13 protein-coding genes are annotated in these 13343 nt (G+C 62.6%); all 13 read right to left on the bottom strand.

What is annotated here, in order from left to right:
• The coding region (locus tag ACQY7U_RS20185; RefSeq protein ID WP_428648445.1) for a 2Fe-2S iron-sulfur cluster-binding protein at positions 1-788 on the bottom strand (788 nt) is incomplete at its 3' end.
• Entirely contained in the window at positions 785-2461 is a 1677-nt protein-coding gene (locus ACQY7U_RS20180; protein WP_428648443.1) for an NAD(P)H-dependent oxidoreductase subunit E, read from the bottom strand. The genes ACQY7U_RS20180 and ACQY7U_RS20185, both read right to left, overlap by 4 nt.
• Positions 2462-2691: 230 nt before the next feature.
• On the bottom strand, positions 2692-3222 hold the full coding sequence (locus tag ACQY7U_RS20175; RefSeq protein ID WP_428648440.1) for an RNA pyrophosphohydrolase: 531 nt from the start codon (positions 3220-3222) through the stop codon (positions 2692-2694).
• A gap of 18 nt (positions 3223-3240) precedes the next feature.
• Positions 3241-4386 (bottom strand): divergent polysaccharide deacetylase family protein, encoded by a 1146-nt coding sequence (locus tag ACQY7U_RS20170; protein WP_428648437.1) that lies wholly within the window; start codon positions 4384-4386, stop codon positions 3241-3243.
• 110 nt (positions 4387-4496) lie between these two features.
• Positions 4497-5828, bottom strand: a complete 1332-nt coding sequence (locus tag ACQY7U_RS20165) for a S41 family peptidase (RefSeq protein ID WP_428648434.1) — start codon at positions 5826-5828, stop codon at positions 4497-4499.
• Positions 5825-7150 (bottom strand): murein hydrolase activator EnvC family protein, encoded by a 1326-nt coding sequence (locus tag ACQY7U_RS20160; RefSeq protein WP_428648431.1) that lies wholly within the window; start codon positions 7148-7150, stop codon positions 5825-5827. The genes ACQY7U_RS20165 and ACQY7U_RS20160 overlap by 4 nt, the downstream gene beginning before the upstream one ends.
• Before the next feature lie 332 nt (positions 7151-7482).
• The gene (locus ACQY7U_RS20155) at positions 7483-7995 is read right to left on the bottom strand and encodes a GNAT family N-acetyltransferase (protein WP_428648428.1); all 513 of its coding nucleotides are present in this window, start codon (positions 7993-7995) and stop codon (positions 7483-7485) included.
• Between the two features lie 16 nt (positions 7996-8011).
• Positions 8012-8494: a 23S rRNA (pseudouridine(1915)-N(3))-methyltransferase RlmH gene (gene rlmH, locus ACQY7U_RS20150; protein ID WP_428648426.1), complete on the bottom strand. Its 483-nt coding sequence runs from the start codon at positions 8492-8494 to the stop codon at positions 8012-8014.
• Between the two features lie 82 nt (positions 8495-8576).
• Positions 8577-8960 carry a ribosome silencing factor gene (rsfS, locus tag ACQY7U_RS20145; protein ID WP_428648424.1) on the bottom strand — a complete coding sequence of 128 codons (384 nt, stop codon included), beginning with the start codon at positions 8958-8960 and terminating at the stop codon, positions 8577-8579.
• A gap of 231 nt (positions 8961-9191) precedes the next feature.
• On the bottom strand, positions 9192-9827 hold the full coding sequence (locus tag ACQY7U_RS20140) for a nicotinate-nucleotide adenylyltransferase (RefSeq protein ID WP_428648421.1): 636 nt from the start codon (positions 9825-9827) through the stop codon (positions 9192-9194).
• Positions 9824-11104, bottom strand: a complete 1281-nt coding sequence (locus tag ACQY7U_RS20135; protein WP_428648418.1) for a glutamate-5-semialdehyde dehydrogenase — start codon at positions 11102-11104, stop codon at positions 9824-9826. The genes ACQY7U_RS20140 and ACQY7U_RS20135 overlap by 4 nt, the downstream gene beginning before the upstream one ends.
• A gap of 53 nt (positions 11105-11157) precedes the next feature.
• A complete protein-coding gene (gene proB, locus ACQY7U_RS20130) occupies positions 11158-12297 on the bottom strand; it encodes a glutamate 5-kinase (RefSeq protein ID WP_428648416.1) in 1140 nt (379 codons plus the stop codon).
• Positions 12297-13343, bottom strand: a complete 1047-nt coding sequence (gene obgE, locus ACQY7U_RS20125; protein WP_428648413.1) for a GTPase ObgE — start codon at positions 13341-13343, stop codon at positions 12297-12299. Before obgE ends, proB begins: the two co-directional genes overlap by 1 nt.

The following is a 13343-nucleotide window of genomic DNA, read 5'->3' as shown; positions in this document are numbered from 1 at the left end:
AGCCGGTTCTCGTTGGCCGGGCCGTTGCGGCCCTCCACGCTGACGATCTTGCCGTCCTTGACCGAAACGCTTGTCAGGCAGCCAACACCACAGAAGGGACAGACGCTGTCGATGGTCTCCTCCGCCCAGACTTCCCGCTTGCTTGCGCTGGCGTCCAGAAGGCTCTTTTCCATCAACGCGCCCGTCGGGCAGGCCGATACGCATTCACCGCAAGCCACACAGGTGGAAAGCCCCATCGGGTCTCCGAGGTCGAAGACCGGGACCGTATGCGAGCCACGGTCGGCCATGCCGATCACATCGTTGACCTGCACTTCCCGGCAGGCGCGTTCGCACAGGTTACAGGCGATACAGGCGTCCAGATTGACCGCAATCGCCGGATGGGAAATGTCCTGCGCCGGCTTTGCGCAAGGCGCGAAACGGCTGGACGTCACGCCGAGCCTGTCGGACCATTTCCAGAAGTCGCTGTCGGGATCGGGATGATTGTCGCGGGACGGCTGGTCGGCGGCGAGAAGCTCGAACACCATCTCGCGGGCCTTTTCCGCCCGCTCGGTGGCTGTCTTCACGACCATGCCTTCGGCAGGCGTACGCACGCAGGAAGCCGTCAGCGTGCGTTCGCCTTCGACGTCGACCATGCAGGCGCGGCAGTTGCCGTCCGAGCGGTAGCCCGGCGCGTCCTTGTGGCAGAGGTGCGGAATGGCAACGCCTTCGCGTCTGGCCACCTGCCAGATGGTTTCGCCGTCTTCGGCGGTCACCGTCTTGCCGTCGAGAGAGAAAGTGATCCTGCTCATTTCTCGAACTCCTCAGCGAAAAACTTCAGCACTGACATGACAGGATTGCTGGCCGCCTGGCCCAGACCGCAGATCGACGCGGTGCGCATGACGGAATCGAGATCCCCGATCTTCGCCTCGTCCCAATCCCGGTCCGCCAGCAGATGTTCCATTTTCTCCGTACCCGAGCGGCAGGGCGTGCACTGGCCGCAGCTTTCGTGTTTGAAAAAGCGCATCAGGTTCAGCGCCACGTCGCGCATGTCGTCGTGATCCGAGAATACCACGATGGCATGGCTGCCGATGAAACAGCCGTACTTGTCGAGCGTGCCGAAATCGAGCGGTTCATCCGCCAGCGAGGCCGGAAGAATGCCGCCGGACGCTCCGCCCGGCAGATAGCCCTTGAAGCTGTGGCCGTCTTCCATGCCGCCGCAGAATTCTTCCAGGAGCTCATTCATGGTGATGCCGGCCGGTGCCAGTTTCACGCCCGGCTGCTTCACCCGTCCGGAGACGGAGAACGACCGGAAGCCCTTGTGGCCGCGCCTTCCCTGAGAGGCGAACCATTCCGGCCCCTTTTCGACGATGTCGCGGATCCAGAACAGGGTCTCGACATTGTGGTTCAGCGTCGGTCGGCCGAAGAGCCCGACCTGGGCGATGAAGGGCGGGCGGTGGCGCGGCAAGCCGCGCTTGCCCTCGATTGATTCGATCATCGCGCTCTCCTCGCCGCAGATATAGGCCCCTGCCCCCCGGCGAAGTTCGATGTCGATGGTTGTGATGATCCCGGCCTCGCGCAGGGCTGCGATTTCGGTGTGCAGAATTTCCAGAACCGCCGGATATTCGTCGCGCATGTAGAGGTAGACGCGCTCGGCGGAGATCGCATGAGCGGCGATCAGCGCCCCCTCCAGCAGCCGGTGTGGGTCCCGTTCCAGATGTTCACGGTCCTTGAAGGTTCCGGGCTCGCCCTCATCGCCATTGATGGTCAGATATTTCGGTCCCGGCAGATCATGAACGATCTTCCATTTGGTACCAGTCGGGAAACCTGCCCCGCCAAGGCCACGCAAACCCGCTTCCAAAGCCATGTCGGCAATCGAACCAGCATCGAGTTCCCCTGACCGCACGCGGTCCAGCAACTTGTAGCCGCCGCCCGCGCGATAAGCCTCAAGCGCGACGTAGTCCGGAATGACGGGAGCGCTCACATCTTCGAAAACGGCAGCACGAACAGTTGCCTCATCGGCATTGTCGATCGCCCGCTTGCCGGCCTGCACGGCGGGCGCCCCGGCGCAGCGGCCGATGCAGGCGACTTTCTGGATACGGACGCGCGCCGGATCGGTGCTCTGTTCCAGCGCCGCAGCCAATGCATCAGCGCCCTTCAGGGAACAGGCGATGCTGTCGCAAACGCGGATCGTCACAGGCGCCGGTTTCGCCTCGCCCTCGCGAACGATATCGAAATGATGGTAGAAGCTCGCCACTTCATACACTTCGGCCTGGGAAAGACGCATTTCCTCTGCCAGCGCCTTCAAGTGGCGGGCCTCCAGGCAACCGTGCGCATCCTGGATCTTGTGCAGATGTTCGATCAGGAGATCGCGGCGGCGCGGTTCGTCGCCCAGCAGCGCCTGAACCTCTGCCAGGGCAGCATCTTCCAGTTGACGCCCTTTTGGCTGGGACGGCTTTCGTGAAAGCCCCTTGCCGAAAGACATTGGCGTTCCTCCCAAGTGTTCCGGTGTGTTTCGCCGTTCGCCGGGAAAGCACACAAGCATTTGACATGAGGAGCGCGACCGGCCTGAACAGGTTTCCCGTTCTCGGCGGCAACGCTCCTTTTGCGCGGCATGGTATCCATGCGATCTGGACCTGTCTGTTTGAAAAACGACAAGCAGACTTCAAATGCTGACGCTTTGAGAACGCTCTCGCTGAACGCGGCCGGCCGGGGTCAGGCTGTCAAATGGGAGAAGGCGGCCACGACCCGTTCATAGACAGGCCGCTTGAACGGCACGATCAGGTCCGGCAGGCGCGCCGCGTCTTCCCAGCGCCAGGCACTGAATTCGGCGGAATGCCCGTCCGGTGGGGTCAGGATATTGATTTCCTCGTCCGGGCCGTCGAAACGGTACGCGAGCCAGCGCTGTGCCTGGCCACGAAATTTGCCCTTGCGCGAGGATTTCGCGACATCGGCAGGATAGTCATAGGCGAACCATTCGGGAGCTTCCTCCAGAAGCGTCACGGAGCTGATCGATGTCTCCTCGTAAAGCTCGCGCCGCGCCGCGCTTTCCGGCGCCTCACCCTTGTCGATCCCGCCCTGGGGCATCTGCCAGGAATATTCGTAACTGGAACTTTGCGCCCCGTCGTCACGGCTGCCGATCCAGACCTTGCCTTCCCGGTTGATCAGCATGATTCCGACACAGGGGCGGTACGGCAACCCCTCCACCGGCTCCGGAAATTCCGGTCCGAGTTCAAGTTTTGTCACGAAAACCCCTGTTGGAAACTATCTGTCGATCGTCGCGCTGATGGGTACCAGCTGAAGGCCCCGTTCTTCAAGGTCACGCGACCATTTTTCCAGTTGCCGCACAGTGACGGGCAACGCCGATCCCGCAGCAACCGCGACACCACGGGCGCGTGCGATCCCTTCCAGTTGCAGGAGCTTGGCGTCGATATTGTCTTCCCGGGGCACTTCGTCGAGAACCACATCGACACCGCTGAAGGGTGTGCGGGTTTCCCCGGCAACGCTTGCGGCGATGCTGCGGGAAGAGGTGCCGTTGTCGACGAACATCAGCCCGCGGGCTTTCAGTTTCTCCATCAGGAACTGCATGGACGGCTTGGTCGAGGTGAAACGGGCCCCCATTTCGTTGATCGTGCCGACGTAGTTCGTGACGCGGGTCAGCAAAAAGGCAAGCCGTTCCGCCATTTCGTTCGGGCGCAGACTGACGAGAAGCGTGTCAGGTCCCGGATCGTTGTCCGGAAAATCGAATGGCTCCAGCGGCAGTTGCAGCAGAAGCTCGTGGCCCTTCGACCGGGCCTGCTGCATCCAGCCCCCAAGCCCGTCGCCATAGGGCGCGAGTGCGAATGTAACGTCGGCCGGCAGCCTGTTTATGGCGTTCCGGGTTCCCGTTTCACTTAACCCCAGGCCCTTGACGACAACTGCGATCTTCGGAATGGAAGAGAACTCGCGCCGGATCGGCCGGGCATAGGCATCCAGGGGACGCACGCCTGCATCGCTTATCCTGGGCAGGAGACCGGCCTCTGACCGCTCGATGACGCGCGTATCCGGCGTGACGGAAAGGCCTGTCACCGGCGCATCCGGCTCCAGACCGTCCGGCCGCATGATCATCTGGTATCGGGGGCCGAGCAGATCCTGGCTTGATTGCGGCCGCAGGTTCGGGCCGAGATCGTCGCCGATGCCCGGCCGGATTTCGACAACCTCGATATCCTGGGACGTCACGCCTTCGACGACTGCATCAAGCGGCAGCACCGCGACCGGTTCGCCGCCGAACGGGTCATCCACGACCGCGATCCAGACGAGTGTGGTGGTGACGACCACACTCAGGATACCCGCTCCGATAAGTCCGAACGGCAGCCTGACCAGCCGCCGCTTTCCCATCCCTAGGGGAGCTGTGAGATCTTCGCTCGACATACCGTCCTGAGCCTTTTGACCGGTGAGCACCCGGCAACATCGTTGTTATTTGAATACGCAGAACGAAAACGGAGAGGAGCGCGCCGGGTCACCGGCGCGCTCTGTTGATCTTAGTTCTTGACCGCCGCGCTGTCGGAAACCGGCGGGAACGCGCTGTTCACCTGAACGCCGCGCAGGAGATCCAGAGCCAGCTTCAGCTGGGTGTCGTCCTTGGGATCGGCCGGCACATAGGCCTGGCTGCCGCCCTCCTCTTCGCCTTCGGATGCTTCGAGGTGACCGCGCAGTCCGGCTTCGCCCTTGGTGTTCACACGGCCGACGAGCTCTTCCGGCAGGTCCTGCAACGCCTCGATATCCGGCGCGATGCCTTTCGCCTGGATGGAGGTTCCCGACGGCGTGTAGTAACGGGCGGTCGTCAGGCGGATGGCACCATTGGCGCCGAGCGGAATGATGGTCTGCACAGAGCCCTTGCCGAAGGAACGGGTTCCCAGGATCGTCGCCCGGCGGTGATCCTGCAGGGCACCTGCAACGATCTCCGATGCGGAAGCCGAGCCACCGTTCACCAGCACGATCACGGGTTTGCCGGCCGTCAGGTCGCCCGCGCGGGCATTGTAACGCTGGGTTTCATCCGCTTCCCGGCCCCTGGTGGAGACGATTTCACCCCGGTCCAGGAACGTGTCGGAAACGGCAATCGCCTGATCCAGCAGCCCGCCCGGATTGTTGCGCAGGTCGACGATGAAGCCCTTGAGCTTGTCCTCGCCGATGCTGGCCGTCATCTTCTCGATGCCGTCCTTCAGGCCGTCGAAGGTCTGTTCGTTGAACTGGGTGATGCGGATATATCCCACATCGTCTTCCTCGCGCCAGCGCACGGAGCGGATCTTGATGATGTCGCGGGTGATGGTGATATCGAACGGATCGGCCACGCCCTTGCGGCGGACAGTGACCACAATATCGGTGTTGACCGGACCGCGCATCTTTTCGACGGCTTCGTTCAGCGTCAGGCCCTGCACCTGCTCACCGTCGATATATGTGATCAGGTCGCCCGCCAGCACCCCGGCTTTCGCGGCTGGCGTGTCGTCGATCGGGGAGACCACCTTCACAAGGCCGTCTTCCATGGTGACCTCAATGCCAAGCCCGCCGAATTCACCGCGCGTCTGCACCTGCATGTCGCGGAAGCTCTTGGGCGACATATAGCTGGAATGCGGGTCGAGCGACGTCAGCATGCCGTTGATGGCGCTTTCGATGAGCTGGGCGTCGTCGGGAACTTCCACATAGTCCGAACGGACTCTCTCGAAAACGTCACCGAACAGATTGAGCTGCCGGTACGTGTCCGTTGCCGCCGCGTTGGCTGCCACGGAAACATTGAGCGGCATCTGGGACATGGTCGTAACTGCCACGGCGCCCACCAGGGCCCCCACCAGCAGCAAGGAAGCTTTCCGTATCATCCGCGAGCCTTTTCTTCTTCTGTGCGCGCCCACCATGGAGTGGGATCGATCGCACGGCCGTCCTTCCGAAATTCTACATATAGTATCGGCTGGGTCGAGCCCAATCCGAAAGTCGAAGCGCTTGCCCACTGTGTCGCACCCATCACACCGACCGGCTCCCCGGTCAAGACAAACTGCCCCAACTCTGCATCGATCCGGTCCATTCCGGCCAGCAGCACATGGTAGCCGTCGCCGGTATTCAGGATCAAGAGCTGTCCGAACGAACGGAACGGTCCCGAATAGACCACCCAGCCGTCCGCCGGCGACGTCACATTTGACCCCGGCCTTGTGGCGATAGATTGACCTTCCGTCTCACCGCCGAATTCATCCTCTTCGCCAAAATCCTTCAGCAGCGTTCCGGCAACCGGCTGCGGCAATTGGCCCTTCGCGTCCTGGAAGGCGATCGCGGGCGCCAGTCTGCCTGGGTCCGCGAACGGATCAAAACTGCGCGATGCCTTGCCCTTGGCGTCCAGCGCGGCCTTGCGCGATTTTTCCGCGGCTTCCCGAGCGCTGTCGATCTCTTTTTCCAGGCTGGCGATCAATTCCTCAAGAGAGCCTGCCTGCTCTGCAAGTTCCGCGGCCCTTTTCTTCTCCTTCTCAAGGACCTGAACCGATTTCAGATGTTCCTGCCTTTTTGCGCTCAAGAGAAGCTCTAGCCGCGACTTTTCCTCAGCCAATCGCATGGCGTCGCCGCGCAAACGGTTTTTCTCCTCGGCAATCACGTTCTTCAGACGGTGCAATTCCTCCAGATCAGCCGCCAGGGCCTCCGTTTCGACTTTCAGCTCAGGCATCACGGCATTCAGCAGAATCGCACTGCGGACCGCAGAAAGCGCGTCGCTCGGACGCACGGCAAGCGCCGGAGGCGGCCGCCGGCCGATGCGCTGCAGCGCGGCCAGCACTTCCGCCAGCACGTCGCGGCGCGCAATCAGCGACAGTTTCACCGCGTCCTCGTTTTCGCCGAGGCTCCTGAGCCGCCGTTCGGTATCGCTCAGTTCCGTTTCCAGGCCCTTGATCGTGTCGGACGTGCTGATGATCTTCGCATTCAGCGTTTCCCGGTCACGGTCCAGCGCCCTGATCTCCCGGGCTATCGCAGCCTGCCTGTCCGTTGAAATCTCGATATCGCGGGAAAGAGCCGCAAGTTCCTCTTCGCGCGCTTTCTTGCGATCGATCGCAGCGTTCACCTCCGGTGCTACCGCCGTCTGTTCCTGCACGGTCTCTTCGACGCTTTCCGTCGCCGTCGCCTGGCCGGATCCGAGAAGCGCGGACATTACGACACCGCTCACGAGACCGGCCCCAAGCCACTGTCTCCTGAGTCCTGAACGCATGTTCCTGATGCGATCCGGCATCACCCTGCCCTAGCTCCCAAAGGTTACTTCTTCCTGCGATACACAGTCTGCGTTAACGAACCGTTTACCCAGATGACCGGCTGATTAACGCCTTCTCCCGCGCGTGGACCGCATAACCTCGGATTTTTCCTACGTGTTGAATGCGGCGAGATACGGGCAGAAGCCCGTTTTTCCGCCGATTTCCGCTTTTCCCGATCGCCAATGGAACGCGGCGGCAGCCTGATGTCCGAAATCACCGGCTGGTCAGCGCGCCGGGCGCCCCGGCGCGCCTATCCCCCGAAATGCCTGTAGACAAGGCTGCGCGGGTCGGTGCGCGGCGCATCCGGGTCCAGTCGCCCCCCCAGTCTTTCCGCCAGTCTTGCCGAGCGGCGGTTGCCAGGATCCATGTAGCTCACCAGGGCCGGCAGCCGTCTGACGGAGCGCGCCCAATCCCGAAAAGCCCGGGCAGCCTCGAAGGCACAGCCCTTGCCCTCCGCGCCTTCATACAGGAACCAGCCGAGTTCATGTTCGGGAAAAAGCGGCCCGTGATTGACGCCGACCTGGCCAAGGCAGGCGCCCGACACCTTGTCTTCGATCATCAGCGCGCCGTGCCCCATCAATGGCCACTGGGCGGCGTCGTGACAGAACATCCCCCAGGCGGCGTCCCCGGAATGCGGCCCGCCCATGAACCGGGCGCGGTCAGAGCGCATCAGCGCCGCATACTCCGGCCAGTCGGCCATCGTCATCGGCCGCAGGATCAGCCGCTCCGTCTCGAGCGTTGGAGCGGTGGAAAACTCGGCCATGTTCGGATCCGTTTCGTCAGACACGGTGATAAGGATGGCCGGACTGGATGGTCATGGCCCGGTAGATCTGTTCCGCCAGCAGGATACGTGCGATCTGGTGCGGCCAGGTCATCGCCCCAAGGGCAAGCTTCAGATCCGCCCTCGACAGAACCTCGGCCCCATGCCCGTCCGCACCGCCGATTGCAAAGACAACCTCGGGAACCCCCTCATCCTTCCAGGCTTCAAGCCTTTCGCTGAACTTCGGGCTGGTGAGGTTCTTGCCGTTTTCATCAAGCACGACAAGGCGGGCGCCGCCCGCAAGTCCGCCCAGCAAGGCCTTCGCCTCGTCAGCCTTGCGGTCTTCCGGCCGCTGCGCGCGGCTTTCCGGCATTTCGTGAAGGGCAACGTCGGTGATACCAAGTCCGCGCCCGGTCTTGCGGGCCCGATCGAGATAACGGTCGAAAAGGTCTTTGTCCGCACCGGCCTTCATCCGGCCAATGCAGGAAAGCGTAAAGCGCATAAAAACTCCGCCGGATCAGGATCCGGTGATCAGGCTTGCCATCCGGCGGGTCCAGGCCTTTCGACCGGGCCCCGATGCCGGTTCAGCCGATGTATTGCGGTGCTTCGTCCGTTTCCGGCGCCCACATCTTTTCCAGATTGTAGAAGCCGCGCACTTCCGGACGGAAAATGTGAACAATCACATCGCCCGCATCGATCAGCACCCAGTCGCAGGTGGTCTGTCCCTCGACCGTTGCGGAACGCACACCGGACGATTTCAGATCCTTCAGCAAATGATCCGCGATCGCGCCCACATGACGGTGGGAACGGCCGGACACGATCACCATGTGATCGGCCAGGGAACTTTTGCCTGCGATGTCGAGAGTAACCAGGTCCTCGGCTTTGGAGTCTTCAAGACTGGTGAGAACCGTATCGAGGAGGTCTGCCGCAAGATCTTCTCTCACGGAAGCCTGCAGAGGAGTGGACATGCTTGTCCGCTCGCTTTCAAGGGTCATGGTCAGGTGTTGTGCCTTTCGCCGTTTAAGAGCCGTCCTGCGTCCAACGTCGTCACGAACAGTTACGTTCGACTTCGTACGTCACCCGTTTTGGATGCAGGAGCGGTGACCGTACCTCGGCCGCGTTCGCTGCGGCCGTCTATATATTACCGCGTCCCGTTTGGCATTTTCAAGACGGCAGCAATTTCATGGGAAATCTCGCATTTACCGTTTTCCCGATGCCCGCAAATCAGTGGATGATGTTTGGTCGAGCGGCGTATGCAAAAAAGTCCAGGCCGGAGCCGGAAGATCAGGCAGCAAGGCCGCGTCTTCCTCTCTAACCCGATATTTTTCATAGGCTTTTGCCAGCGGCGATGACAGCGCCGGTAAAGAGGCCCCGGGGCGGTCGACCACCGCGACCGGCACCGATGCCACAATCGACCGCCAGTCCTGCCAACGGTGGAAACCGCTCAGATTGTCAGCACCCATGACCCAAACGAATCGCACCTTTGGACGCAGTGTCTGGAGCGCCTTGATCGTCCTTGCCGTATAGGGCGTGCCCAGAACCGTCTCATAGGCCGTCACCTTCATGCGCGGATGATCGGCAAGCGTCCCGGTCTGCCGCAGCCGCCATTCCAACGGCGCCAGTTCCGAATGGCTCTTGAGCGGATTTCCGGGCGTAACCAGCCACCACACCTGGTCGAGGCCAAGGCGTTTCAGTACGGTGGCCGCGACAAGACGGTGGCCGGAATGGGGCGGATTGAAGGAGCCGCCGAACAGGCCGATGCGGTTGCCGGCCTCCGCGTGCGGCAACTTCAGCCAGTGAGCCTTCAGTCCGGCCGCGGAAGTGGCAAGGTTCATGGACGCGTCTGGCCTGCCCCGTGAACCTTGTATTTGAAGCTGGTGAGTTGCTCGACCCCGACCGGTCCGCGTGCATGCATGCGGCCGGTCGCAATGCCGATTTCCGCGCCCATGCCGAATTCGCCGCCGTCAGCAAACTGCGTCGAGGCATTGTGCAGCACGATGGCTGAATCCACTTCCGCCAGGAAACGGTCCGCCGTGGCCTGGTCTTCCGTCAGGATACAGTCCGTGTGGTTGGAGCCGTAGACGGCAATGTGGTCCATGGCGGCATCGAGATCCTTGACCACCTTCACCGACAGGATCTTGTCGAGGTATTCGGTCGACCAGTCTTCCTCACTTGCCGGAACGATGTTCTCGCAGATGTCGCGCACGCAAGAGCAGCCGCGGATCTCGCAGCCCTTTTCCCGCAAGGCCTTCAGGATGACCGGCAGATGGCTGTGTGCGACGGCGTCGTGCACCAGAAGCGTTTCCAGCGCCCCGCAGATGCCGGTGCGGCGGAGTTTCGAATTGACAACCACATCCACCGACTTCTGGAGGTCCGCCGCCTTGTCGACGAAGATATGCACCAGTCCCTCCAGATGCGCAAAGACGGGCACGCGCGCTTCGGTCTGAACGCGCTCCACCAGGCTGCGGCCGCCGCGCGGAACGATGACGTCGAGATTGCCGCTCAGGCCGCGCAGCATTTCGCCGACCGCGGCCCGGTCGGTGACCGGAACGATCTGGATGGCGTCTTCCGGCAGACCGGCAGCGGCAAGACCTTTCTGCAGGGCGGCATGGATGGCCATGTTGGAGCGGATGGTGTCGGACCCGCCGCGCAGGACCACGGCGTTGCCGGCCTTCAGGCACAGGGCTCCGGCATCGGCGGTTACATTCGGCCGGCTTTCGTAAATCACGCCGATCACTCCGAGAGGGGTGCGCACGCGCTCGATCTTCAGGCCGTTCGGACGCTCCCAGGCGGCGATGACACTACCAACCGGATCGTCGAGGGCGACGATGTCCTCAAGGGCCTTTGCGATGGCCTCGATACGCGCTTCGTCGAGCGTGCCCCGGTCCAGGAAGGCAGCCGTCTGGCCGTTGGCCTTCATGGTCTCGACGTCGATCCGGTTGCCGGCAAGGATGTCGGGAACCGCGGCGCGCACGGCGGCGGCCATCTCGCCAAGGGCGCGGTTTTTCCGATCAGCTGGGGCGGTGGCAAGGATCCGGCCGGCGGCGCGGGCACGCTGCCCGATCTCCGCCATCAAGTCCTCGGTCGACTTTGCCTTGACTGCTTCCAGCATACTCACCAACTCCTGTCATTCCGGCTCGCCTCAGCCGTATTTCCTGAAAGGTTTTAACCCGTTCCGTTCAAAAAGGCATCATCCAGAACAAGATCGTCCCGATGGATCATTTCCGCGCGCCCCGGATAACCGACGATCGCCTCGATCTCGCGGCTGTTGCGCCCGGCGATCAGCCGCGCCTCGTCGTTGTCATAGGCAATCAGGCCGCGGCCGATGGTCCGCCCTGACGGATCAACCAGAACAACCGCATCCCCTCGGGAAAAACTTCCGGAAACGGACAGGACGCCCGCCGGCAGCAGGCTCTTGCCGGATTTCAGGGCCCTGAGGGCGCCGTCATCCAGCATGATTTCTCCGCGCGGTTCCAGATGGCCTCCGATCCAGGCCTTGCGCGCGCTCGCCGGCGAGCTGAGCGCGGAAAACCAGGTCCCCCGCGCACCTTCGTCGAGCCGCTTGAGCGGATTGAGTTCCTTGCCCGAGGTGATCACCATCGTGGTGCCGGCAGCCGTTGCGATCTTGCCCGCATCGATTTTTGTCTTCATGCCGCCGCGGGAGAGTTCCGATCCGGCGCTTCCGGCCATCGACTCGATTTCAGGGGTAATGCGCGGCACTTCCGGCAGAAAGACCGCATTCGGGTCCTGATGGGGCGGGGCCGTATAAAGCCCGTCGATATCGGACAGAAGCACCAGGCAATCTGCGCTGGCCATGGTCGCGACGCGGGCCGCCAGGCGGTCGTTGTCGCCATAGCGGATTTCCGAAGTGGCGACGGAATCGTTTTCGTTGATGATCGGCACCGCGCCCATCTTCAACAAGGTGCCGATGGTGGCGCGGGCGTTGAGGTAGCGCCGCCGTTCTTCCGTATCCCCAAGGGTCAGCAGGATCTGCCCGGCCTTCTTGCCGTGGGCGCCGAGCGCATCCGCATAGGCTTGCGCCAGGGCGATCTGCCCGGCTGCGGCAGCCGCCTGGCTCTCCTCCAGCTTGAGCGGCCCCTTCGGCAGGCCCAGGACGCCACGTCCGAGGGCGATCGACCCGGAGGACACGATCAGCACTTCCGCGCCCGCCTCGGACAGATGAACGATGTCGGAGATCATCGCATCCAGCCAGGTGCGTTTCAGCACCCCTTCTCCAACAAGGAGGGCCGACCCGATCTTGACGACGATGCGATTGAAGGACTTGAGACGGCGGTCAGCGGTCATCAGGGATGCCATCCCTCCTGCTCGGGCGAGGGCACCTGATTGGCGGCGTCTTCCTTGTCCTTGTCGATGGCGCGCACGATCATGCGCAGTGCCCGGTCGACGTTGAGCCCGCTGGCCGAGGACAGGATCAGCGGTTTCTGGCCGCAGGCCGCTTCCAGGCTGGCGGATTTTTCCGCGATCAGTTCTTCCGTCAGGGCGTCACATTTGGAAAGGGCAACGATTTCCGGCTTGTCGGCAAGCCCCGCGCCATAGGCTTCCAGTTCGCCGCGCACAATCTTGTAGGCTTCGCCGGGATCTTCCTCGCCGGAGCCGTCGACCAGATGCAGAAGCACCCGCGTGCGCTCCACATGGCCGAGAAACCGGTCGCCAAGCCCCGTGCCTTCATGCGCGCCCTCGATCAGCCCCGGAATATCGGCCATGGCAAAACTGTTGCCGTCGATCTGCACGATCCCGAGGTTCGGATGAAGGGTGGTGAAGGGATAGTCGGCGATCTTCGGCTTGGCCGCGGAAACCTTCGACAGGAAGGTGGATTTGCCCGCGTTGGGCAAGCCGACCAGACCGGCGTCCGCGATCAGCTTCAGCCGCAGCCAGATCCACTTTTCTTCCCCCTCAAGACCCGGATTGGCCCGGCGCGGCGCCTGGTTGACCGAGGACTTGAAATGCGCATTGCCGAAGCCGCCGTTGCCGCCCTTCAAGAGCAGCACCCGCTGACCGAGTTCGGTCATGTCGGCAATCAGCGTCTCGTTGTCTTCTTCCAGGATCTGCGTGCCGACGGGAACCTTCAGAACCACGTCGCCGCCATGGGCGCCCGTGCGGTTGCGGCCCATGCCGTGAATACCGGTCTCGGCCTTGAAATGCTGCTTGTAGCGGTAGTCGATCAGCGTGTTGAGGCCATCGACGCATTCCACGATGACATCGCCGCCCTTGCCGCCGTCCCCGCCGTCGGGACCACCGTATTCGATGTATTTCTCGCGCCGGAACGACACGCAACCCGCCCCGCCGTTACCGGAGCGCACATAGATCTTGGCCTGATCGAGGAATTTCAT

Origin of the sequence: Roseibium sp. (genome assembly GCF_050301095.1) — a bacterium.
Lineage (GTDB): Bacteria > Pseudomonadota > Alphaproteobacteria > Rhizobiales > Stappiaceae > Roseibium.
Note: the sequence above shows the minus strand (reverse complement) of the source record. Positions and strands in the feature narration are given on the sequence as shown.